The 23,061-nt window shown below is 63.6% G+C and carries 23 protein-coding genes; 13 read left to right on the plus strand and 10 right to left on the minus strand.

The features are described from left to right. Nucleotides 1-10 precede the first annotated feature (10 nt). From HHL26_RS07970 to HHL26_RS07980, 3 genes are read left to right on the plus strand one after another with little or no spacing between them, the layout of a single operon-like run. The gene (locus tag HHL26_RS07970) at nucleotides 11-577 is read left to right on the plus strand and encodes a DUF1285 domain-containing protein (RefSeq protein ID WP_066556251.1); all 567 of its coding nucleotides are present in this window, start codon (nucleotides 11-13) and stop codon (nucleotides 575-577) included. After that, the gene (locus HHL26_RS07975) at nucleotides 574-1,185 is read left to right on the plus strand and encodes a CoA pyrophosphatase (RefSeq protein ID WP_066556250.1); all 612 of its coding nucleotides are present in this window, start codon (nucleotides 574-576) and stop codon (nucleotides 1,183-1,185) included. The genes HHL26_RS07970 and HHL26_RS07975 overlap by 4 nt, the downstream gene beginning before the upstream one ends. Beyond that, nucleotides 1,166-2,377 carry a CCA tRNA nucleotidyltransferase gene (locus tag HHL26_RS07980; protein ID WP_066556249.1) on the plus strand — a complete coding sequence of 404 codons (1,212 nt, stop codon included), beginning with the start codon at nucleotides 1,166-1,168 and terminating at the stop codon, nucleotides 2,375-2,377. The genes HHL26_RS07975 and HHL26_RS07980 overlap by 20 nt, the downstream gene beginning before the upstream one ends. Here the strand turns inward: HHL26_RS07980 and HHL26_RS07985 are convergent. The 3 genes from HHL26_RS07985 to gcvA all read right to left on the minus strand — a co-directional run bounded on the left by HHL26_RS07985 (nucleotide 2,341) and on the right by gcvA (nucleotide 7,496). Next, nucleotides 2,341-4,092, minus strand: a complete 1,752-nt coding sequence (locus HHL26_RS07985) for a bifunctional diguanylate cyclase/phosphodiesterase (RefSeq protein ID WP_066556248.1) — start codon at nucleotides 4,090-4,092, stop codon at nucleotides 2,341-2,343. The two genes, HHL26_RS07980 and HHL26_RS07985, sit on opposite strands and share 37 nt — an antisense overlap. 82 nt (nucleotides 4,093-4,174) lie before the next feature. Beyond that, on the minus strand, nucleotides 4,175-6,463 hold the full coding sequence (gene parC, locus HHL26_RS07990; RefSeq protein WP_066556247.1) for a DNA topoisomerase IV subunit A: 2,289 nt from the start codon (nucleotides 6,461-6,463) through the stop codon (nucleotides 4,175-4,177). Between the two features lie 112 nt (nucleotides 6,464-6,575). After that, nucleotides 6,576-7,496, minus strand: coding sequence for a transcriptional regulator GcvA (gene gcvA, locus HHL26_RS07995; RefSeq protein ID WP_197672776.1), 921 nt, complete (start codon nucleotides 7,494-7,496; stop codon nucleotides 6,576-6,578). Between the two features lie 129 nt (nucleotides 7,497-7,625). Here gcvA and HHL26_RS08000 point away from each other — a divergent pair, with 129 nt between their 5' ends. From HHL26_RS08000 to purC, 6 genes are all read left to right on the plus strand, one after another. Then, on the plus strand, nucleotides 7,626-7,766 hold the full coding sequence (locus tag HHL26_RS08000; RefSeq protein ID WP_169576061.1) for a hypothetical protein: 141 nt from the start codon (nucleotides 7,626-7,628) through the stop codon (nucleotides 7,764-7,766). Nucleotides 7,767-7,842: 76 nt separating this feature from the next. Further along, nucleotides 7,843-8,607 (plus strand): trehalose-phosphatase, encoded by a 765-nt coding sequence (gene otsB / locus HHL26_RS08005; RefSeq protein WP_066561588.1) that lies wholly within the window; start codon nucleotides 7,843-7,845, stop codon nucleotides 8,605-8,607. Between the two features lie 107 nt (nucleotides 8,608-8,714). After that, complete coding sequence (locus tag HHL26_RS08010; RefSeq protein WP_254911528.1) at nucleotides 8,715-10,484, plus strand: glycoside hydrolase family 15 protein; 1,770 nt, start codon at nucleotides 8,715-8,717, stop codon at nucleotides 10,482-10,484. 25 nt (nucleotides 10,485-10,509) lie between these two features. After that, nucleotides 10,510-11,913 carry an alpha,alpha-trehalose-phosphate synthase (UDP-forming) gene (gene otsA / locus HHL26_RS08015; protein WP_082748794.1) on the plus strand — a complete coding sequence of 468 codons (1,404 nt, stop codon included), beginning with the start codon at nucleotides 10,510-10,512 and terminating at the stop codon, nucleotides 11,911-11,913. Between the two features lie 91 nt (nucleotides 11,914-12,004). Further along, nucleotides 12,005-12,133 carry a hypothetical protein gene (locus HHL26_RS24480; protein ID WP_254911527.1) on the plus strand — a complete coding sequence of 43 codons (129 nt, stop codon included), beginning with the start codon at nucleotides 12,005-12,007 and terminating at the stop codon, nucleotides 12,131-12,133. Nucleotides 12,134-12,263: 130 nt separating this feature from the next. Then, nucleotides 12,264-13,046: a phosphoribosylaminoimidazolesuccinocarboxamide synthase gene (gene purC / locus HHL26_RS08020; RefSeq protein WP_066556241.1), complete on the plus strand. Its 783-nt coding sequence runs from the start codon at nucleotides 12,264-12,266 to the stop codon at nucleotides 13,044-13,046. An 18-nt stretch (nucleotides 13,047-13,064) separates the two neighbouring features. Here purC and HHL26_RS08025 read toward each other — a convergent pair whose 3' ends face one another. Both HHL26_RS08025 and HHL26_RS08030 read right to left on the minus strand, forming a co-directional pair. Further along, a complete protein-coding gene (locus HHL26_RS08025) occupies nucleotides 13,065-13,817 on the minus strand; it encodes a sulfite exporter TauE/SafE family protein (protein WP_066556239.1) in 753 nt (250 codons plus the stop codon). Between the two features lie 58 nt (nucleotides 13,818-13,875). Further along, on the minus strand, nucleotides 13,876-14,025 hold the full coding sequence (locus HHL26_RS08030) for a hypothetical protein (RefSeq protein WP_165363364.1): 150 nt from the start codon (nucleotides 14,023-14,025) through the stop codon (nucleotides 13,876-13,878). 129 nt (nucleotides 14,026-14,154) lie between these two features. Between HHL26_RS08030 and purS the strand changes: the two genes are divergently transcribed. Both purS and purQ read left to right on the plus strand, forming a co-directional pair. Continuing rightward, the gene (purS, locus tag HHL26_RS08035; protein ID WP_007682101.1) at nucleotides 14,155-14,385 is read left to right on the plus strand and encodes a phosphoribosylformylglycinamidine synthase subunit PurS; all 231 of its coding nucleotides are present in this window, start codon (nucleotides 14,155-14,157) and stop codon (nucleotides 14,383-14,385) included. Nucleotides 14,386-14,388: 3 nt separating this feature from the next. Continuing rightward, nucleotides 14,389-15,063 carry a phosphoribosylformylglycinamidine synthase subunit PurQ gene (purQ, locus tag HHL26_RS08040; protein ID WP_066556238.1) on the plus strand — a complete coding sequence of 225 codons (675 nt, stop codon included), beginning with the start codon at nucleotides 14,389-14,391 and terminating at the stop codon, nucleotides 15,061-15,063. A 350-nt stretch (nucleotides 15,064-15,413) separates the two neighbouring features. Here purQ and HHL26_RS08045 read toward each other — a convergent pair whose 3' ends face one another. The 5 genes from HHL26_RS08045 to wecB form a co-directional block, all read right to left on the minus strand. Further along, nucleotides 15,414-15,767, minus strand: a complete 354-nt coding sequence (locus HHL26_RS08045; RefSeq protein WP_066556236.1) for a hypothetical protein — start codon at nucleotides 15,765-15,767, stop codon at nucleotides 15,414-15,416. Between the two features lie 165 nt (nucleotides 15,768-15,932). Then, nucleotides 15,933-18,041, minus strand: a complete 2,109-nt coding sequence (locus HHL26_RS08050) for a polysaccharide biosynthesis tyrosine autokinase (RefSeq protein ID WP_066556232.1) — start codon at nucleotides 18,039-18,041, stop codon at nucleotides 15,933-15,935. Then, the gene (locus HHL26_RS08055) at nucleotides 18,041-18,751 is read right to left on the minus strand and encodes a polysaccharide biosynthesis/export family protein (RefSeq protein WP_066556231.1); all 711 of its coding nucleotides are present in this window, start codon (nucleotides 18,749-18,751) and stop codon (nucleotides 18,041-18,043) included. Before HHL26_RS08055 ends, HHL26_RS08050 begins: the two co-directional genes overlap by 1 nt. A gap of 122 nt (nucleotides 18,752-18,873) precedes the next feature. Then, nucleotides 18,874-20,169, minus strand: coding sequence for a UDP-N-acetyl-D-mannosamine dehydrogenase (gene wecC, locus HHL26_RS08060; RefSeq protein ID WP_066556230.1), 1,296 nt, complete (start codon nucleotides 20,167-20,169; stop codon nucleotides 18,874-18,876). A gap of 118 nt (nucleotides 20,170-20,287) precedes the next feature. Continuing rightward, a complete protein-coding gene (wecB, locus tag HHL26_RS08065) occupies nucleotides 20,288-21,430 on the minus strand; it encodes a UDP-N-acetylglucosamine 2-epimerase (non-hydrolyzing) (protein WP_066556229.1) in 1,143 nt (380 codons plus the stop codon). Nucleotides 21,431-21,587: 157 nt separating this feature from the next. On the opposite strand from wecB, the gene HHL26_RS08070 reads away from it, so the two are divergent. Both HHL26_RS08070 and HHL26_RS24485 read left to right on the plus strand, forming a co-directional pair. Next, nucleotides 21,588-22,907: a UDP-glucose/GDP-mannose dehydrogenase family protein gene (locus tag HHL26_RS08070; protein WP_066556227.1), complete on the plus strand. Its 1,320-nt coding sequence runs from the start codon at nucleotides 21,588-21,590 to the stop codon at nucleotides 22,905-22,907. Beyond that, complete coding sequence (locus HHL26_RS24485; protein ID WP_254911636.1) at nucleotides 22,907-23,032, plus strand: hypothetical protein; 126 nt, start codon at nucleotides 22,907-22,909, stop codon at nucleotides 23,030-23,032. Before HHL26_RS08070 ends, HHL26_RS24485 begins: the two co-directional genes overlap by 1 nt. Nucleotides 23,033-23,061: the final 29 nt, after the last annotated feature.

Consider the following 23,061-nt stretch of genomic DNA (forward strand, 5'->3'; position numbering starts at 1 on the left):
TCTCGACCCTATGCCGATGGAACCGCCTCCTGATCTTGCCAGCCTGTCCCTGACCGACATTGCGCATCTGCTTGCGGAAAAGCGCCTGCCGCCCGTGGAAAAATGGAATCCCGATCATTGCGGCGACAGCGACATGCGCATCGCCCGCGACGGCACATGGTTCCACCAAGGCTCGCCCATCGGCCGCGAAGCCATGGTCCGCCTCTTCTCGACCATCCTGCGCCGAGAAGCCGATGGCAGCTACGTCCTCGTCACGCCGGTCGAAAAGCTGTCGATCGAGGTGGAGCACGCGCCCTTCATCGCCGTCGAACTCAAGACCGAAGGCGAAGGCCGGGAGCGCAGCCTGGCCTTCCGGCTCAACACCGGCGATCTGGTCGCCGCCGGTCCGGACAACGCCCTCATCCTGCGTGAGACGCCGGACGGCCCCCATCCCTATCTGCATGTGCGCGGCGGGCTGGAGGCGCTCATCGCCCGCAGCGTCTATTATGAGTTGATGAACCTCGCGCTGGACGAAGGCGCCGACCCCATCGGCCTGTGGAGCAACGGCGCCTTCTTCGCGCTGGACGGATCGGCATGACCCTGGCGGAGCGGTTGCGCGCCGCCTTGAAGGAAGGGCATGAGCGCGAAGTCGGCCTGTTGCTATCCGATACCCGCGACCCGCGCATAGAGGGCGACCTCATCCTGGCCCCCGCTGCCGTGCTGGTCGCCATTACCGACCGCCCCGAACCCGGCCTCATTCTGACCCAGCGTTCGGCCCGATTGCGCAAACATGCGGGACAGGTCGCTTTCCCCGGCGGACGCGTCGATGACGATGATGCAGACGAAATCGCGGGCGCCTTGCGTGAGGCGCAGGAGGAAATCGGCCTCGTCCCGCATATGGTGGACATCATCGGCACGTCGGATCGCTATCACACCTTTACTGGCTTCGATATTATCCCGGTGCTCGGCGTGATCCCGCCAGATCTCCCGCTTTTCCCCCAAGAGACGGAGGTCGCGGAATTGTTCGAACTTCCGCTCTCCTTCGCCCTTGATCCCTCCAATCGAATCAAGAAATCAATAGAATTTCAGGGTGTTGAACGGCATTATTACGAAATAATGTGGGAAGGACGCCGCATCTGGGGGATTACCGCCGCCATCCTCGCCAATCTTTCGCGAAGGCTCGGCCATGACCAGCCTGTTGCCTGACGCCGACTGGCGCCATCGGCCCGGCCTGGACGCGCTGCTGAAGGCTCTGGGGAGCGAACAAGGCCTTGCCCGCTTCGTCGGCGGCGCGGTGCGGGATGGGCTGCTCGGCCTGCCGGTAAGCGATCTGGACATCGCGACCGTCATCGAACCCAAGGGCGTTATCGACCGGCTGAAAGCCGCCGGGATCAAGGCCGTGCCCACCGGCATAGATCACGGAACGATCACCGCCGTCATCAATAGCTGGCCGGTCGAGATCACGACTCTGCGCCGCGACGTCAGCACGGATGGCCGCCGCGCCACCATCGCCTATACCGACGACTGGCGCGAAGACGCCGCCCGGCGCGATTTCACCATCAACGCCCTCTATGCCGATCCCCTCACCCACGAAATCACGGATTTCTTCGGCGGCGTGGCTGACTTGAAGGCGCACCGCGTCCGCTTCATCGGGGATGCCAACGCCCGGATCGCAGAGGACCATCTCCGCATCCTGCGCTATTTCCGTTTCCTCGCCCGCTTCGGTCAAGATGAACCGGACGAAGAGGCCTATACCGCCTGCCGTGCCGCCGCCAACAGCCTGATGGCGCTTTCGCGAGAGCGGATCGCGGACGAGTTGCTCAAATTGCTCGCCATTCCCCGGCCCCTTGCCTCGCTTCAACTCATGATCGAGGGTGGCATATTGCTGCCGGTCATTCCCGAGATCGATGGAAGCGGGCTCGCTCGCCTGTCCACGCTGATCGAGCGCGAATCCGCTTCGGGCACCAGCCCTTCGGCGATGCGCCGTCTGGCCGCCCTTCTCCCTCCCGATCCGCGCATAGCCGATCAGGTCGGCGCCCGGCTCAAATTGTCCAACAAGGCCCGCAAGCGGCTCATGACCGCGCTTGACGGAAGCGCCACCAGCGCGGCACCCCGCACCCTCGCCTTTCAGATCGGCATTGAAGGGGCGATCGATCGCCTCCTGATCGATCCCGAAGCGCCGCTCGACGGCATAGCGACGCTCATGGACTGGACCCCGCCCCGATTGCCGCTAGGCGGCGGCGCGCTCATCGCGCGCGGCCTGCAACCCGGCCCAGATGTGGCCAAGGCGCTGGCGGAGGTTCAGAAGATCTGGGTGGCCGAGGGCTTTCCCGATGACGCCCGCGTGGCCGAAATCGCGGATCAGACCGTTTCGAAATTCCAGCGCGCCCGCCAATAATCAAAAGCTTCGCTCTCCGGCATCGGCCGCGCGAAATAATAGCCCTGCCCCTGCCAGCAGCCCAGATTCTGCAACGCATGGGCCAGTTCTTGCGTCTCGATCCCTTCGGCGGTCACATGCAGGCCCAGCGATTCGGCCAGCGACAGGATGGTGCGAACCATGATTTCCTTGTCGCGGTCCTCCAGCATGGAGGTCACGAAGCTGCGATCGATCTTCAAAATATCGATCGGCAGGCTGTGCAGGCTCGCCAGGTTCGAATAGCCCGTGCCAAAATCGTCCATGGCGATCGGCATGTGGAGATCCTTGAGCGCGAAAAGCAGCTTCCGCGCCTTTTCCGGATCGGCCACGATGGCGCTCTCTGTCAGTTCCGCGGTCAGCCGATTGCCCGAAATGCCCGAATAGCGCAGCGCTTCCTCGAACATGGAAGCGACATCGTCCCGCGCCATTTGAATGGGCGAAAGGTTCACATTGACGCCCACCGGCAGCGGCTGGCCGAATTTCGCGTCCCAACGGCTGATTGCCTGCGCCGCCTCATAGGCTGCCCAACGCCCCAACGGCGTGATCAGCCCGCTTTCCTCCGCCACGGCGATGAACTCAGTGGGTGAGACATGGCCCAGTTCTTCATCCTCCCACCGGGCCAATGCCTCGAAGCCGGTAATTTCTCCGGTCTGCAAATGAATGAGCGGCTGGAAGGCCAGGGTCAACCCGCCCTGGGCCAGCGCATCGCGCAGACGGCTCTCTATGGAAAAGCGCCGCTGCGCCTCCTTGAGTACGCCGTTTCGGTAGATTTCAACCTTGCCGCTGCGCTTGGCGATTTTCACCGCCGCCTGCGCCTTGCGGACCACATCTTCGGGGTCTTCGGTCAGGTTGGTCGACAAGGCGCAGCCGATCGCGCAATCGACCCGGATTTGCAGATCGCTCAGCCTGATCGGATAGCTAAGCGCATCGCGAATGCGCTGAACGATATGAAGAGCATCCGATAGGCCATTGTTCAAGCGAGCAAAAATTGCAAAATCATTGCCCCCAATGCGCGCCAGCACATCGCCCTGCCGCAGGCTCGACTTCAATCGCTTGGCGACCGTGATCAGCAATTCGTCACCGGCCATCGGTCCCAATGACTCATTGACCCGGCTGAACCGGCTGAGATCGATGGCGATGATCCCGAACTGCGCATTGTCCGGCCAAGGCATATTGGCCAGCCGTTCCTCGATTTCCTCGCCAAAGCCGGTCCGGTTGGGCAGCGCGGTCAAGCCGTCCGACAGCAATTCCCGCCGCAAATTCTTCTCGATGGTCCGGTCGCTGGTTCGGTCGAGCGCGGTGAATAGAAAAAGATTGGACTCACCCTCCATTTCGGGCAGGCGGCCCACCGTGCAATAAAAATATTCAGGGCCCAAAACGCCGTCACGGCGCAATTCGAAACCTTCCGAATCACGCCCTGACAAGACGCATTGCACGATGCGCTTGCGCCATTCCGCGACATGGGATCGTTCGGCTTCGCCCGGCCCGCGGGGATTGAAATAATTGCCGAACGGCACATTGCTCGTCATCATCGACAACTTATTATTTTTGAACGAAAATGTCGCCGCCGGATAGGGCAATGCGGCCAGCCAGTCGGCTATCGCCACGCGATGCGAAAGATGCGCGTCATCCGCCCCCTTAAGGAGCTCGATCTTCGGCATCTCACTCGTCCGATCGCGCATCGACATGGATTTCATAGGCCCGCGATAGGCCCAATCGGTAAATTTTCGGGAAACGACATTCCCGTACCCGATGCGCTAATGGCAAAAAATCAGCTTGTCAGAACCGGTTATCGCGGGGAAAGCCCGTGGGCGGCATCCGCCCCGCCGCGCCTCTTGCGACGCGCCATGGCGTCATGTCCGCTTCCGTCCGGGTACGGCCCGATCCTCCGCCCATGGCCCAGCTAAGGCCGTCCGACAGGCGGAAGGCGATGGCGTCGGACAATCCGCCATCGCGATAGCGCTGCATCTGGACGCCCTGTCCACGCGCCATGCGCGGCATTTCGATCAGCGTGAAGACCAGCAACTTGCGGTTCTCGCCCACCACTGCGACGCTGTCCGCCTCGGATGCGATGGGATGCACGACGCTGAGCTTCGCGCCGGTCCGCACATTGACGACCTGCTTGCCCTTGCGCGTTTCCGCGATCACGTCGGCCACAGCGGCCACGAAGCCGCGACCGTCAGAGGCCGCCAACAACAGTTCGCCGCCGATCCGCGCAGGCATCAAGGCAACGATATTGCCGGTCCCATCCATATCGACCAGCGACCGCACCGGATCGCCAAAGCCGCGCCCGCCCGGCAGCTTGTCCGCGCCCAGGGTGAAGATGCGGCCCGTTTCCGTGGCCAGCAACAGCTTGTCCGTGGTCTGAGCGTGGAAGGCGATCATCGGACCGTCGCCTTCCTTGAACTTCAGCGTGTCTGCCGAGGCAAGGTCGCGATGTCCACTCATCGCCCTGATCCAGCCGCGCTCGGACAGGATCACGGTGATCGGCTCCTTCTCTATCATCGCCTCCAGCGGGATTTCCCGCGCCGGGGCGGCCTCCTCGACCAAAGTGCGCCGCTTGCCGAAATCGCTGTCGGGCGAATAGCGCTTGCGCAGGTCCGCCAGATCCTTCTTCAGCCGGGTCCGTTGCCGCGTCGGGCTTTCGACCAGCTTGATCAGTTCGTCACGTTCTTTCAGCAGCTCCGAATGTTCGCGCCGCAGTTCCATCTCCTCCAGCTTGCGCAAAGAACGCAGCCGCATGTTGAGGATCGCCTCGGCCTGCCGGTCGTTGAGGCCGAATTCGGCCATCATCACTTCCTTGGGCTCATCCTCGGTGCGGATGATCTCGATCACCCGGTCGAGGTTCAAATAGGCGATGATATAGCCGTCGAGCAGTTCCAGCCGCGCCGCGATCTTCTCCAGCCGGTGCTGCGCGCGCCGCACCAGCACATCGATCTGGTGCTTCAACCACTCGACCAGCACGGATTTCAGGCCCAACACCCGCGGCGTCCGAGTGGCGTCGAGCACGTTCAGGTTCAGCGGAAAGCGGTTTTCGAGGTCGGTCAGCCGGAACAGGCTGTCCATCAGCACATCGGGGTCGACGGTGCGGGCGCGTGGTTCGATGACGATGCGAATCTGCTCGTCGCTCTCGTCGCGCACATCGGCCAGGATCGGCAGCTTCTTGTCGTTGATCAGAACCGCGATCTGCTCGATCAGCTTGGATTTCTGGACCTGGAAGGGGATTTGGGTGACCACGGCGACCCAGGTGCCGCGCCCGCCATCCTCCTTGTGCCAGCGCGCGCGGGTTCGAAACGATCCCCGCCCCGTCGCATAAGCCTCTGAAATGATGGAAGCGCTGTCGACCAACACGCCGCCCGTCGGAAAGTCCGGCCCTCGCACGATCTGCATCAGATCGGCATGCTCCGCCTCCGGATTGTCGATCAACAGGCTGGCGGCGTCGATCAGTTCCGCGACATTGTGCGGCGGGATGCTGGTCGCCATGCCGACCGCGATGCCGGTGGCGCCATTGGCGAGCAGATTGGGGAAAAGGCCGGGAAAGACCTCCGGCTCATGATCCTCGCCATTATAGGTCGGGCGGAACTCGACAGTGCCCTCGTCCAGCCCCGCCATCAGATCGGCCGCCGCCTGCGTCAGCCGCGCCTCGGTATAGCGCATCGCCGCCGCATTATCGCCGTCGATATTGCCGAAATTGCCCTGTCCATCGACCAGCGGCGTGCGCAGCGAAAAATCCTGCGCCAGACGCACCATGGCGTCATAGACCGATGCGTCGCCATGCGGATGATATTTACCGATGACGTCACCGACGACGCGAGCGCATTTCTTGTAGGAGGTGGTGTTGCGCGCCGGATTGGCGACCAGCACGTCCGGGGAGGCGCCGCCTGGCTCCATCCGCAGCAGCCGCATCGCCCAGAGCAGCCGGCGATGCACCGGCTTCAACCCATCGCGCAGGTCCGGCAACGATCGGGCCGTGATGGTCGAAAGCGCATAGACGAGATAGCGCTGGGACAGCGCATCGTCGAACGGGTGGTCCTTGATAGCATCGAATGGGTCGCGAAAATCGGTCATCGAGATCGGAATAGCAGCGCCGTGACAAAACGGAAACGAAGTTTAGATAGGCGATCGATCCAGTTAAAGGAATCGCTCTCCCGCGTTCGCAGGAGCACCGAGCGCCTCATTACTAACGCGGCAGGAACCGCCCTTCCGGATCGGCCGCGATCTCCCGAGCGAACTCCGCGCTGATCCAGTCGCGGAACGCCTTCACCTTGGGCATGTTGCGGGCGTGGGGCGGATAGACCACCCAATAGCTCGCCCGTTCCTTCACATAGGATGGAACAGCCTCCACCAGCAGCCCGGCCTCAACCTCCGCCTTCCACAGGAAGAGGTTGACGATCGCGACCCCCTGTCCCGCCATGGCCGCGCGGCCCTCCATCACCTGGGAATCCAGCGCGATGCCCGGCGGCAGCACCTTTCCGTCGGCTTCCACGCCGACGCCCGCGAACCATTCATGCCACCACATGTCATCCGGCGACAGGCGCGGCATGGCATGTAGCGCCCGAGGATCGGCAATCGGCCCGTTCTTCGCCAGCCACCCGGGGCTGCACAAGGGCGCCAGCCGGTTGTGGGTCAGCAACTTCGCCTCCACCCCCGGCCATTTCCCTTCCCCGCCGCGCACCGCAACATCCACGCCGTCGCGGGCAAAATCCACGACCTGGTTTGTCGCATCGATCCGCACGGCCAACCCTGGCTGGCGCATCTGGAAAGTCCCTATCCGGGGCGCCAGCCAGAGATGCGCGAAGCTAATGGAGCAACTGATCGTCAGCACCGTCGAATGATCCTGCGTCAGCGCGGCGAAACCCTGCCGCATCTGGTCGAAGGCGCGGGTGATGATGGGCGCGATCTCTCGCCCCTTGTCGGTCAGCGCCACCTTCCGTCCTGCCCGCTGGAACAGGCCGATCCCCAGCCGCTCTTCTAGCAATTTCACCTGATAGCTGACGGCCGCCTGCGTCATCCCCAATTCCTGCGCGGCGGCGGTGAAATTTTCGAGCCGCGCCGCGGCCTCGAACACGCGGACGGCAGACAAAGGCGGCAATTGGCTCATGACGGATTGATAAGCAGACCTTATATGAAAGGTCCATCCTTTTGTTGGCGGCCGCTACGGAAAAAAGCGATAGACATTCCAGCGAAACGAAAGCGTTTCGCACTTCAATCATGGAAAAAGGAGCCCGTCATGCGCTTGTCTGACGACGACCAGCTGTGCGCCAACAGCCATGAAACATCCACCGCCCTTTCCGGTTTGATCGCCACCATCATGCAGGCCTTCTGCACGCTTCACCGCATCGCCTGGTCAGCGCCCTGGACGGAGGAATAGCGATGAAGCCGCTCAAAAATCGCGAAGACCGTCCGACGGGGCTTGCACATTCCGCGCCATGCGCCACCTTGCGCGCGTGTCCGATTCCCGTCTTTCCTCTCTTCCCGATCTTCCCCCTCCGCCGCCCGCGCTGCTGATCGGGGCCGCGCTGTTCCTCGACTTCGACGGAACCCTGGCCCCGATCGCGGATACCCCCGATAGCGTCGTGGTCGATGACGATCTGCTCGCCTTGCTCGGTCGCCTGCGCGATCGTCTGGAGGGACGGCTCGCGATCGTGAGCGGCCGATCGGTCGCGACGCTGCGCGACTTCGGCTTTGGCGCATTTCTGCTGGCGGGCACGCATGGGCTGGAATTGGCGGAACCCGGCCGTCTGGCCGAGGCGCCGGCCCGCCTGCCCGCGATCAATGAGGCCGAAGCCGCCTTCCAGAGTTTCGCAGCGGGCAAGTCCGGCGTCCTTGTTGAACGCAAGACGATCAGCGTCGGCCTTCATTTTCGCGGTGCGCCCCAGTGGGGCCGGGAGGCGGGCGATCTGGCGACGCGCCTCGCGGATCAGTTTGGCCTCGCGCTCCAGCCGGGCAAGATGCTCTACGAATTGCGTCCCGGCGGCGCCGACAAGGGCAGCGCCGTCCGCGCGCTGATGCAGCGCGCGCCCATGACAGGCGGCACCCCCCTGTTCATCGGAGACGATGTCACCGATGAGGAAGGCTTTGCCGTCGCCCGCGATCTGGGCGGCGCAGGAATTCTGGTCGGCGCGCCCAGATCGACGCTCGCCGCATTCTCTTTGGAACAGGTTGCCGCCGTCAGGCATTATCTTGCTCAGGGGTTCGCTGGCACCGACTGATCCGATGTCCGTCGTCCCCGTCGTGCACGAACTAGGGGGACGGACCGATAGCAACGCAGAAAAACGACCGCCCGGGCGGGAACGAGCGTACGCTCGACCTTTGGCCCATCGGCAACTGCCAGGCGTCCGCGCTGATCGACCGCGCCGGGCGGATGGTCTGGGCGTGCGTGCCCCGCGTGGACGGCGATCCCGTTTTTTCCGCGCTGCTGGACGATGCCGCCTGGGACAAGCCGGAAGCGCGAGGATTCTGGGCCATCGAGCTGGAAAACTGCACCCGGATCGAACAGTATTATATTCGCAACACGCCGATACTGGTCACGCGCCAGACCGATGACCAGGGCAATGCGATAGAGCTTTACGATTTCTGCCCGCGCCACAAGCATCAGGGCCGCATGTACCGGCCGGTGGCGTTCGCCCGCATCGTCCGGCCGATTTCCGGGAGTCCACGCGTTCGCGTCAGGCTGCGCCCGACCACCTCCTGGCATTCTGAAAAAGTGCCGATCAGCTACGGATCCAACCATATCCGGCTGGTGCTGTCCTATATGGCGATGCGCATGTCCACCAACGCGCCCATCGGCCTCATTTCCCAGGAAAGCTGGTTCCGCATCGAACATGACATGCATTTCTTCCTGGGGCCGGATGAGAGCTTTTCCGATGCCCTCCGCCCAGCGGTGGAACGAATGCTGGACGATACGATCCACGAATGGCAGATCTGGGTGCGCAGCCTGGCCATCCCCGCCGAATGGCAGGAGGCGGTCATTCGTTCCGCCATCACGCTCAAGCTCTGCCAGCATGAGGAAACCGGCGCGATCGTAGCAGCGCTCACCACCAGCATCCCCGAACATGCCGATAGCGGCCGTAACTGGGACTATCGCTACTGCTGGATCAGGGACGCCTATTATACTGTCGAGGCGCTCAATCGCCTGGGTGCGCTGGACGTATTGGAAAGTTATCTCGTCTATCTGCGCAACATCGTCGACGGCGCGCGGGGCGGCCATATCCAGCCGCTCTACGACGTGCGCGGCAATGCCACGCTGGAGGAGCGGGAGGCCCAAAATCTCCCCGGATACAGGGGCATGGGGCCGGTGCGGATCGGCAATGCCGCCTATTCGCAGATCCAGCATGACGCCTATGGCCAGATCGTCCTGTCCTCCGTCCAGGGCTTCATCGACCAGCGGCTGCTGCGCATGGCCGGCCCGGCGGATTTCGAGGCGCTGGAGGCGGTGGGCGAACGTGCCTGGCAGGTCTATGACCAGCCCGATGCGGGCCTGTGGGAACTGCGCACCCGCGCCCATGTCCACAGCTATAGCGCGGTCATGTGCTGGGCGGCATGCGACCGGCTTGCCCATGCGGCGACCGCCGTGGGATTGCCAGAACGCGAAGCCTATTGGCGCGAGCGGGCGGAGGTGATGAAGGCCCGCATCCTCCAATCCGCCTGGCGGACCGACAGCAATGCCATTTCCGCCAATTTTGAGGATGATGCGCGGGACGCTTCCCTGCTCCAATTGCTCGACCTGCGCTTCCTGACCGCGGACAATCCCATGTTCGTGGGGACGCTGACGGCGCTGGAAAAGGATTTGCGGCGCGGCAACGACATGCTCCGCTACAGCGCGCCCGATGATTTCGGGGAGCCGGTCACCGCCTTCAACGTCTGCACCTTCTGGCTGATCGAGGCGCTGCACCGCACCGGCCGCGGGGAGGAGGCGCGGTCCCTGTTCGAGGAAATGCTCTCCCGCCGCACCGCCGCCGGGCTGTTGTCCGAAGATATCGACCCTGTTTCCGGCGAGTTATGGGGGAACTATCCTCAAACCTACTCATTGGTCGGCATTATCAACTGCGCCGTGCTATTGAGCAAACCATGGAGCGTGATGCGATGAGGCGCTTGGCATGGAGGCGCTTGGCATGAGCCGTTTGATAGTCATTTCCAACCGGGTCAGCAAACCCAGCAAAACCGGCAATCAGGGCGGGCTGGCCGTCGCCCTTTCCCAGGCGCTGCGGGAAAGCCGCGGCATATGGGTCGGCTGGTCCGGCGAAGTCACGGAAAATTTCACCGGGCAGATCGGCTTTTCCGAGGATGAAGGCGTCAAGACCGCGACCATCGACCTGGAGGAACAGGATGTCGACGAATATTATAACGGCTATGCCAACAAGACGCTCTGGCCGCTGTTCCATTTCCGCATCGACCTGGCCGAATATGAGCGCGATTTCGAGGGCGGCTACAACCGCGTCAACCAGCGTTTCGCGGACACCACCAGCCCGCTGATCGAACCGGAAGACGTCATCTGGGTCCAGGATTATCACATGATCCCGCTGGGCCGGATGCTGCGGGACCGAGGCCATGACAATCGCATGGGCTTCTTCCTGCACATCCCCTGGCCGCCGACCCGGCTGCTGGTATCGCTCCCCCATCATACCAAATTGGTGCAGGCTCTTTTCGCCTATGATGTCGTGGGCTTCCATACCGAGGAATGGCTGGAATCCTTCCGCCATTATGTGGAACGGGAAATGAACGGCTCCGTGGACGGCGACTTTGTGACGCTGGGCGACCGCACCATTCAGGCCATCGCCTGCCCAATCGGCATCAATGCGCAGGAATATGCCCATGCCGCCGTCAGCGAAGCGGCCAGCGACATGTATGAAAAGGTCCGCCGCTCCCTCCAGGATCGCGTCATGATCGTGGGGGTCGACCGGCTGGACTATAGCAAGGGTCTGGAGGAACGTTTCAACGGCTATGCCCGCTTCCTGAAGGACCATAGCGAACACCATCGCAACGTCGTGCTGACACAGATAGCTCCGCCCTCACGCGGGGAGGTGGAGAGCTATCAGCATATCCGCGCAACCCTGGATTCCCTCGCCGGCCGCATCAACGGCGAATATAGCGATGTCGACTGGACGCCGATCCGCTACGTCAACCAGGGCTATCCCCGCGACAAGCTGGCGGGCATCTATCGCGCGGCGAAGATCGGCCTCGTCACCCCCCTGCGCGACGGCATGAACCTGGTCGCCAAGGAATATGTGGCGGCGCAAAATCCCGACGATCCCGGCGTCCTCATCCTGTCGCGCTTTGCGGGGGCCGCCCAGCAGCTCAAGGACGCGCTGCTGATCAACCCCTACAGCCCGGAGGAGATGTCCGACGCCATCACCCGCGCTCTCGCCATGCCGCTCGATGAGCGCAAGCGCCGCTGGCGCGCCATGATGGACAGCGTGGAACAACAGGACATCAGTTGGTGGCGCCAGCGCTTTACCGAGCGGTTGATGGCGGTGCAGCGCAACGGCGAAATGAAGCCGGAAGCGGAACCGGCTTAACTTTCCCGCATCTGCCGCTAGAGCGATTTCCAAACGATCAGCATTGATCGCTGGTTAAGAAATCGCGGTCAACAAAAGACTCGGAGCGGCGATGGAAGACGAAGAACAAGCACGCGGCCCGATCGCCGCCATTCGCGCCAGATCGGGCGTCATATTGGGCGCGATCGGGCTGGTGGCCTGGATCGCGCTGGTTTGGTTCATGTTCGGGGACGTCCTGTAGGAGCCGCCATCCATTTGCACCCTTGCCCACTTTGGTCTAAGGGCCAGCCCAAGCAGCCCCGGCACCCGCTGATCCTTCCCGATTCGCGTTTGCCGGGGCACATTCATTATTGGGAAGACAGGAACCGCATATGGCCCGTCGCCGCCAGATCTACGAAGGCAAGGCAAAGATCCTTTACGAAGGCCCCGAGCCGGGCACGATCATCCAATATTTCAAGGATGACGCGACCGCCTTCAATGCCCAGAAAAAGGGCACGATTTCAGGCAAGGGCGTCCTCAACAACCGGATTTCCGAGCATATCTTCACCCTGCTCGGCCAGATCGGCGTTCCCACCCACTTCATCCGCCGCCTCAACATGCGCGAGCAGCTCGTCCGCCAGGTCGAGATCGTGCCGATCGAAGTCGTTGTGCGCAACGTCGCCGCCGGTTCGCTGAGCAAGAAGCTGGGTATCGAGGAAGGCACGCAGCTTCCCCGGACGCTGATCGAATATTGCTACAAGGACGACGCGCTGGGCGACCCGCTGGTGTCCGAAGAGCATATCGCCTGCTTCGGCTGGGCAACGCAGGACGAGATGCATGACATTGCCGACATGGCGATCCGCATCAACGACTTCATGTGCGGCCTGTTCGCGGGCATCGGCATCCGCCTGGTCGACTTCAAGCTGGAATTCGGCCGGCTGTGGGACGGCGAATATAGCCGCGTCATCCTGGCCGACGAGATCAGCCCGGACGGTTGCCGCCTGTGGGACATGACCACCGGCGAAAAGCTGGACAAGGACCGCTTCCGTCGCGACCTGGGCGGCGAAGTCGAAGCCTATCAGGAAGTCGCCCGCCGCCTGGGCCTGATGCCCGAAGGCGCGGACACGACCGTGCTCGACCTCGACACCCACCGCAAGAAGCGCGGCAAGGATTGATGGAGTTCGGCGCGCTGCTCAGGCGAGCAGCGCGTCCGCCATCAGCTTGACGCCCAGCAGCACCATCAGCACATAGATGAGCGTGTAGAAACGCGCGGCATCGACCCTCCGGACCAGCGCCACACCCGCAAAAGTGGCGGCCACGGCCAACGGGGTCAGCATCGCTGTCGCCAGCAGATTGCCTCTGGTGAATTGCCCCAGGGCGGCATAGGCGGGCACCTTCATCCAGTTCATCGTGGCGAAAGCGATCGCCGTCGTTCCGACCAGAACGTCACGGGGCAGGCGCTTGGGCAGCACCCACATCTGGAAGGGCGGCGATCCGGCATGGGCGATCTGGCTGGTGAAACCGCTCGCCACGCCGAACAGCACACCCACCCAAGCCGGCGAGGTGGACGGCAGCACGATTGCCCCTCCCCGCTCGACCCACAGGCGTTGAAGGCCGAACAGCGTCGAGATCAGGCCCAGCACCCCCAACACCGCGACTTCGGACACCTGGGCCGCAAAGAAATAGCCAAGGCCGATCCCTGTCGCCATGCCCGGCAGCATGACCTTCAGGACATGCCGGTCCCAGCTATGCCGGAAGGACCAGACGCTGACGGCATCCTGCAGGATCAGGATCGGCAACAGGATCGCCGCTCCCCTCACCGGATCGACTCCCAGGGCCATGATCGGCATGGCGAGCGCGCCGACTCCGGCGAATCCGCCCTTGGCAAGGCCGGACAGGATCACCGCTGCGATGGCGCAGGCATAATAGAGATATTCCGGATTCATGGCGTCCGCCTAAAGCAAGGAAGCCGATGGCGGGAGCATGTTTTTTCTTCCGAGCGTGTCAGCTATGCGCGCGATAACCGATCAAGACGCCGAAGGTGAAGGTCGCCAGAAGCGCAAGCTGAACCCGGCCATGGGGATCGTCGTAGCCCATAACCTGTTGACCGAAGGCGAAAAGCCCGACAAACATCGCCAAAGCAAGACCAGCCATGATGCAAAAACCCTTCCCTCCGGCCCGGAAGATAGCGCGGCTGTCGCTAACAAAAGCATAATGCCTTGCCTGTAGGAGCCGAGGAGATTAGGGGGTGCGCGAAAGCCTGTTTACGGAGTTCCTTGCCCCATGAAAGCCCGCATCTTCGTCACCCTCAAGGGCGGTGTCCTTGACCCGCAGGGCAAGGCGATCCACCACGCGCTGGAAGGCCTTGGCTTTGGCGGCGTCAACGATGTGCGCGCGGGCAAGCTGATTGAGCTGGACCTGGCCGACGGCACCAGCGACGAGGATATCGACGCCATGTGCCGCAAGCTGCTGGCGAACACGGTGATCGAAAACTACCGCATCGAAAAGGCCTGAGCCATGAAGAGCGCCGTCATCGTCTTCCCCGGCAGCAATTGCGACCGCGACCTCGCCGTGGCGTTCGAGGCGGCGACCGGCGCGAAGCCTGCCATGATCTGGCACCGCGACACCGAATTGCCGGACGATATCGACCTGATCGGCGTCCCGGGCGGCTTTTCCTATGGCGACTATCTGCGTTCCGGCGCGATGGCGGCCCGTTCGCCGGTAATGCAGGCGGTCGGACAAGCGGCTGAGCGCGGGGCTTATGTGCTCGGCATCTGCAACGGCTTCCAGGTGCTGACCGAGAGCGGGCTGCTGCCCGGCGCGTTGCTGCGCAATGCGGGCGGGCATTTCGTCTGCCGCGACGTGGCGCTGACGGTCGAGAATGCGCAGAGCGCCTTCACCAGCCGCTATGGCGCGGGCGAGGCGATCAGCTTTCCGGTGGCGCATCATGACGGCAATTATTTTGCCGATGCCGAAACGCTGGACCGGCTGGAAGGTGAAGGCCGGGTGGCGCTGCGTTATGCGGAGAGCGTCAACGGTTCGGCGCGGAACATTGCGGGCATCCTCAACGAAGCGGGCAATGTGCTGGGCATGATGCCGCATCCCGAACGGGTGATCGAAGCGGCCCATGGCGCGACCGACGGCCGAAGGTTGTTCGAGGGGCTGGTGGAAGGGCTGCTGGCCCGGGCCTAAGAGGCGCTGTCCCTCCGAGGGGTAGAGTGACATAGTTGACGCTATGGAAGGTCGGAAAACTGCGGTTTCCGGGCCTTTTTCCTGTTCGCGGTCGAGCGTTCCACGCCGAAGTTCACAGTGTATGCGCGCGCGTGCCCGGGCGCGCGTATGCGTGGCGGCGCGATGTGTCGGACGTTTCAAAGAGGGAAGCGAGATAGACCCGTCGGCGCGAAATAGGACAGGCGAAATTGTACATTGTTGGAGAAATAGGATGCTTTTGAGGATGCTGTGGCCATTGGGTCACCCATTATCCTCAGCCAGCCATCAGGCTCAGGGGCCGGATGATTGAAAGGAGAGTCGGAAAACGACCACTACCGGACGTTGCGGTCGCGGATAAAGGTGCGCCAAGCTGCCTTTCGGTCCATCCGCTTTTCGGCCTTTCGTTTGATCAATTCGCGGCAGGCCAGCCATATCACTGGCGCAGCGACAATCCCGTAAATCGTCAGATTGAGCCATGCAGGAAGGGAAAGAAACCGGACCGCAAAGCCAGCGGCGAATAACGCGAAGGCTATCCCATATATAAGCGCCCACTGAGACAACTTCTTTTTCCGCACGGCGTTTCCTTTCCGACGCCGCTGTAAGGCTATCGAGTTAATGACCGCTTTCCACCCAATTTCGTCATTCCAGCGAAAGCTGGAATCCCGTGAGGATTGATATTGCATCATCGCCTGAGATCCCAGCTTTCGCTGGGATGACGGATGGCGGCAAATGCCGTTTAACGAGACTCCCACTCTGCCGGATATGCATCCCCTGGCAGCCGAAATTTATGGAAATGTCCGGAGATGGATTCCCGCTTCCGCGGGAATGACTGGTAGGGTGCGCTTTCCGCTCTAGCCGCCCCGGTGATAGTCATATTCGAAGGCGCGGCCTTCCTGCTTGGTGAGGATCGCGCCGATAATCGCGCCGCCTGCGCGGCGGAGGCGATCGACAGCCACGCGCAGGCCGCCATGATGGTTGCGTCCCCATTCCACCACCAGCAGCGTCACCTGCGCCTTGCTCGCCAGCAGGCAGGCGTCCGAAAGGCCCAGGACCGGCGGCGCGTCGATCAGCACCGTGTCATAACGTTCGCGCACGGTCGCCAGCAGGGAATCCATCGCGGGCGTGACCAGCAATTCGGCCGGGCTGGGCGGGATCGCGCCGCAGGGCAGCAGAGCCACGCCCGCCACGCCGCTGTCGATGATGACATCGTCCATCTTCGCCTGTCCCGTCATCAGTTCGCTGATGCCGCGCGCGGGCGATACGCCGAACAGGCTATGCTGCCTGGGCCGCCGCATGTCGGCGTCGATCACCAGCACCCGCTTGTCGAGCTTCGCCAGCGCCTTCGCCAGAGCATATAGGGTCGAGGACTTGCCCTCCCCCTCCTGCGCGCTGGTGACGAGGATCGAGCGCGGCAGGCCCACCGCAGAACCCAGCAGCAGCGAGGAGGCCATGGGCGCGAAAATCTCCGCCCCAGGCTTCTCGCCCGCCGGAACCGCGCCCAGCAGCGGCAGGTTGACCCGCTCCGCCAGCGTATCGGCGGAGGTCACCGCATCGTCGAAAATATGCCGCCCCGCCACCGCCAATAATCCGAGGAACAGCCCGCCCAGCGACGCCAGCAGCATGGTGACGCCGATATTGGGCGAGGAAGGCCGCGATGGCACCGCCGCCCGGTCCAGCGGCTGGATGCGGCCCGCCTGGAAGCCCGCCTGCGAGGCCATGTCGCGATAGCGCTGGAGCAGGCTGTCGTGCAACAGGCGGAAGGTGTCGACCTGCCGTTCCAATATGTTCATCTGCACGCCCCGGCCGCGTTCGGCCTGCGCCTGCCGCTCGACCTTGGCGATTTCGGACTGGATCTGCTTTTCGCCATGGATGGCGACGTCGAACTGTTCCTTGAGCGAGGCGCGGATGGTGTTCGCCATACCTTCGGCCTGATCGTCCAGCGCCGCCAGCCGCGCGCGGGCTTCGCGCATTTCGGGATGGGCATCCTTGCGGAACTGGCGTTCCTGCACGACCTGCGCCCTCGCCTGGGCCCGCTCCGTCATGATCTGTTGCATGGCACCGTTGTTCAGCACTTCGGGCAGGGTTTCGACGCTGGACATGCGCGCGCTTTCCCAGCGTTTCTGGGCGGCGATCCGGTCCGCCGTCGCCTGTGCGCGGAAGGCGTTGAGCTGGGCCAGCCGGGTCGCCGTGGTGCCTTCGGGCGGCGTGTCGCCGCTTTCATCGTCCTTCGACCCCGGTGGAGCCATCGCGCCGGCATTGGCGGCATAAACCGCCAGATCGCGCTCCGCTCGTTCCAGATCCTTGCGCGCCCCGTCCAGTTCGCCCAGCAGGAAACGGCGGGCCTGAACCCCGGATTCAAAGCCGCGCCGGAGGTCGGCGCGGATCAGGCTGTCGGCATAGCTGTTGGCGACGCGGGCCGACAGAACCGGGTCAGCGCTGGTGAAACTGATGCGGATGACGCGGGACTTGCCCGGCAGCTCGACATGCAGATTGTCGCGCAGCAGGCCCACGACCATCTCGGTTTCGACCTGCCGCTGGGTGAGCGATCCCGCTCCCCGGTCCGGGCGGCGGACATCCATGCCGTCGAAAAAGGTGCGGCTGCCGACCAACGCCAGTTCGCGGGCCACATCCTCCGCCAGAGCGCGGCTGCGCAGCACCTCCAGTTCGGTCTGCATCAGCGCTTCATTGTCGGACGGTGTCGCCTGCCTTTGCGCGGCGGCGGCACCTGCGGCACCGGCCGGGATATCCTCCACCTCGACCGAGGCGGTCGCCTGATAATCGGGGGTCGACAGCAGGATGAAGACCACGCCCGCCAGCACGCAAAGCGCCATGGTGACGAACAGGATGATGCGATGCCGCCGAACCGCCGTCCAAGCTCCGCTCGCGGCAGTGGCGAAGCGGGCGGCGCGGCCTTCCATCGTGGCGGAGGCGCCGTCGATCAACAGGCCCGGCCCCGCCATCAGAGCCCTCCATCCAGCGCGACGAAGCCCGCGCCGACCACCGGCAGGGCCAGCAGCGCGCCGCCCAGGATCGCCTTGGCTCGCGACAGGCCGACGATGATGGTGTCGCCCGGCAGAATTTCGGGATCGGGCGCCTGCCCCTTACGGATCGCGCCAAGGTCGAACATCGCGGCCTTGCGCTCGCCGTCCGATTGCCGGACCACCACGATCTGGCCGAGGCTGGCGAGCCGGGTCGGTCCCTTGGCCAAGGCGACGGCCTGCAACAATCCGAGGCGGCCGTCGAACGGGAACAGGCCCGGTTCGCGGACTTCGCCGTCGACGGTGATGCGGCGGCCCACCGCCTTCTTGACGAATATCGTCACCTGCGGGGAGACGAGATAGCGGTCGCCCAAGCGCCCGGCGATGACGTCCGAGGCTTCGCTGGCGGAAAGACCGGCGACGGAGACGTCTCCGACCAGCGGCATGCGCACCATGCCCGCCGCCGTCACCTGCGCATCTTCCAGCGACAGGCCCGGCTCGTGATAGATATGGATGCGTAGGATATCGTCGGGGGATATGCGGTAATCGACACCTACCGCCGGGGCGGGCGGGATCGCGGCATAGGCGGCATCCCCCTTCGGCGCGTCCTCCACGGTCGAGCAGGCGCCAAGCAGCGCAGTGGCCATGATCATGGCCAGCATCTGGTTCCTGCTGTCGGTCGGCCGGTTCATGCCGTTAAAAATCCCCGCAAATTCTCTGGGCACGCATGAAGCCTGCCATTGCGGGCGGGGTTAACGGCGCGACGGGGACATGGCAACCATGGGCTCGTCGGAAGGCGAGCCCATGCGCCCGATCAGATGGCGATCCGGGCCTGATCCGGGACGACTCGCCGGGGCTGATCGGGCCAGACGCCGCGCGTATCGTAGACCGCCTTGTCGGAACGTTCGTCCACCGGGACCGATTTGAACATGTCATGATCGACAAGAATGACGAAAACGCCGCATTGTTCCAGAGCCGTATCGAGATCGATCAGATCGGCGCCGGTCCCGGCGAACTCCATCGGCAGGTCATGGGCATAGGGTTCGACCAATTTGATCCGGCGCCCATAGCGTTTGGCGAGGCGCGCGGCGACCTTCACGGCGGGGCTTTCGCGGAAATCGTCGATATTGGGTTTGAAGGCGAGGCCAAGACAGGCGACCTGCTCGCGCGGAAATTCGTCGATTAGGTCGGATGCTTTCGCGACGACATGGTCGGTCTTGCCGTCATTCACTTCGCGGGCGGTGCGGATGAGGCGGCTGTTTTCCGGGTCGCCATGGACGATGAACCAGGGGTCGACCGCGATGCAGTGGCCGCCGACGCCGGGGCCGGGTTGCAGGATGTTCACGCGGGGGTGACGGTTGGCGAGCCGGATGACTTCCCACACGTCGATGTCCATGCGTTCCGCGATCACGGACAGTTCGTTGGCGAAGGCGATGTTGACGTCGCGGAAGCTGTTTTCGACCAGCTTCACCATTTCCGCCGCGCGAGCGCTGGTGGTGATGCAGGCGCCGCGCACGAACTGGCGGTAGAAGCCCAGCGCCTTGCGGGCGCAGCGGGGCGTGATGCCGCCAATGCAGCGGTCATTGTCGATCAGTTCAACCAATATGCGGCCGGGCAGGACGCGCTCCGGGCAATAGGCGATGGCGATGTCGCCGGCGACCCCCGGCTCGGGCATTTTGAGGTCGGGACGAAGCTGGGCGAAGAGGTCGCGCATGGCTTCGGTGGTGCCGACGGGGGAGGTCGATTCGAGGATGACGGTGTCGCCCGCTTTCAGAACCTGCGCGACGGTGCGGGCGGCCTTGAGGACATGGCTGATGTCGGGGGCACGGTCCTCGGCTACGGGCGTGGGCACGGCGATGATGAAGACGTCGCTGGGTTCGACTTCCATGCTGGCGCGGAGATTGCCGCGGGAGACGACGCCCTGGACCAGACCGTCAAGGTCCACCTCCTCGATATGGACGCGGCCGGAGTTGACCGTCTCCACCACATGGGCGCTGACGTCGACGCCGACCACCTTTGCGCCCCCTCGCGCAATCAGGGCGGCGGTCGGCAAGCCGATATAGCCTAGTCCGATGACGGAAACCTTCTGCTGAAGCTTGTCGAGGGGCATTTGGAGGTCCTGGGGAAGCCGATGATTTCCCCCGGTTTCTGACTGGAAATGCTGAAGATTTCGGTAACGAGGGTTTGAATGCGTTGTGTTCCTGCGCAGGCAGGAACATCGCTAAACGTCAGGCCGCCTCTTCCAGATCGTCAGCCGCTGCGCTGGCGGCAATGATGTCCCCGATGCGCTCCGACGCGTGGCCATCGCCAAAGGGGTTGTGGGCGCGGGACATGGCGGCGTAGGCAGCCTCATCATCCAGCAGGGCGAAGACGGAGCGGACGATTGCCGCCCGGTCCGTGCCGACCAGCTTCGCCGTCCCGGCCGTCACCCCCTCGGGACGCTCCGTCGTTTCGCGCATCACCAGCACCGGCTTGCCGAGCGAGGGCGCCTCTTCCTGCACGCCGCCGCTATCGGTCAGGACAAGGTCGCACAGGTCGAGCAGGCGGACGAAATGAGGATAGTCCAGCGGCTCGATCATCGCGACATTGGGAAGGCCGCCGAGTACCGCGTCCATCACCGGACGCACATTGGGATTGGGGTGAACGGGGAAGATCACCGCGACGTCAGGCCGTCCGGCAATATCCGCGATGGAGCGGGCGATCGCTTCCATGCCGCCGCCGAAATTTTCCCGCCTATGGCTGGTGACGGCGATGATCCGCTTGTCCGCGAAACGCTGGGCGAGATCGTCCAGCCCAGCGGCAAGGCTGGGCTCCTGCAGAACGCGCTGGCGGGTGGCCAGCAGGGCGTCGATCACGGTGTTGCCGGTAATGTGGATGGTCGCCGGATCGCGATTTTCGGCCAGCAGGGCATTGGCGGCCTGCTGCGTCGGAGCGAAGTTCATGTCCGCGATGCAGGCCACCACGCGGCGGTTCACTTCCTCCGGCCAGGGGTGGTGGATGTCGCCGCTGCGCAGGCCCGCCTCGACATGGGCCACGGGGATCTTCCGGTAATAGGCGGCAAGGCTGGCGACCATGGTGGTCAGCGTATCGCCGTGCACGACGATACGGTCGGGCTTTTCGGCATCGAAGGCGCGGCCCAGTTCCACGATCAGCTTTGCGGTGAGGCCATCCAGCGTCTGGTTGGGCGTCATCACGTCCAGGTCGATGTCGGGCGCGATCCCGGCAATCTCCAGCACCTGGTCCAGCAGGCCGCGATGCTGCGCGGTCACGATCACGCGCGTTTCCACATCCTCCCGCTCCCGTAGCGCGTGAATCACCGGAAACAGCTTGATCGCTTCGGGGCGCGTCCCGAACACCAGCGCAACCTTCATTTCCTACCCTTTGCAAGCCGCCATTCGGATAAGTGCCTGGCAGAAAATGGTAACCATCCCCTGAACATGAGTACCCCCGACGCACGCTTTCGCATTGGCAAAAACCTATGCTAGAGGCCAGCCGAACCCTCTTCCCAAACGAAGGCTCAGTTATTTTATGAAGATCACGATGATCGGCACGGGCTATGTCGGGCTGGTGTCAGGCGCCTGCTTTGCCGATTTCGGCCATGACGTGGTGTGCGTGGACAAGGATGCGGGCAAGATCGCCGCGATCGAATCCGGGCGGATGCCGATCTATGAACCGGGCCTCGACCATCTGGTGGGCAGCAACGCATCCGCGGGGCGGCTGACCTTCACGACCGATCTGACGGCGGGCGTGAAGGGCGCGGATGCGATCTTCATTGCCGTGGGCACGCCTTCGCGGCGCGGCGACGGGCACGCGGATTTGAGCTATGTCTATGCCGCTGCGAAGGAAATCGCGGAATCGCTGGACGGGCCGACGGTCATCGTCACCAAGTCCACCGTCCCCGTCGGCACCGGCGACGAAGTAGAGCGGATCGTCAGGGAAGCCCGGCCCGATCTCGACATCCATGTCGTCTCCAACCCCGAATTCCTGCGCGAAGGCGCGGCGATCGGGGATTTCAAGCGGCCCGACCGCGTGGTCGTCGGCACCACCGGCAGCGAGCGAGCGATCGAGGTGATGGCGCAAGTCTATCGCCCGCTGAACCTCAATCAGGCGCCGGTCATGTTCACCGGGCGGCGGACGGCGGAGCTGATCAAATATGCCGCCAACGCCTTTCTGGCGACCAAGATCACCTTCATCAACGAGATGGCGGACCTGTGCGAAGCAGTCGGCGCCGAGGTGCAGGATGTGTCGCGGGGAATCGGGCTGGATAATCGGATCGGATCGAAGTTCCTGCATGCCGGGCCGGGCTATGGCGGTTCCTGCTTCCCCAAGGACACGCTGGCGCTGGTGAAAACGGGTCAGGATTACGACACGCCGATCCGCATCGTCGAAACCGTCGTGCAGGTGAATGACCTGCGCAAGCGCGCCATGGGCCGCAAGATCGTCAAGGCGCTGGGCGGCGAAGCGCGAGGCAAGACGGTCGCGCTGCTGGGCCTGACCTTCAAGCCCAATACGGACGATATGCGCGATGCGCCGAGCCTGGCCATCGTGCAGGCGCTGGAGGATGCGGGTGCGAAGATCGTCGCCTATGATCCGGAGGGCATGGAGGTGGCCGCGCCGCTAATGCCGGGCGTGACCATGGCGAAGGATGCCTATGAAGCCGCGACCGGCGCCGACGCGCTGGTTCTGGTGACGGAATGGGACGCGTTCCGGGCGCTGGACCTGAAGCGCCTCGCCGCTTCGATGAACGGGCCGGTGCTGGTCGACCTGCGCAACATCTATCCGCGCAGGGAGGCTGAAGCGGCGGGCTTTGCGCTGACGCGGGTCGGGGGCAAGGGCGTTTCGGTCTGATGCTGTTGAAACCCTCGGAAGGGCGCGAGGAGCGCGTCCTTCCCCGGCTACATCATTGGGTGATGGCGACTGTTACCCTGTTTGCGATCATACTGGTCGTGCCGGTCATTGCAGGCCTGACCTGAGTACCTGAAAATGCCGTGCTCCCGCCTTC

This window comes from Sphingobium sp. TB-6, from assembly GCF_012927365.1.
Lineage (GTDB): Bacteria > Pseudomonadota > Alphaproteobacteria > Sphingomonadales > Sphingomonadaceae > Sphingobium.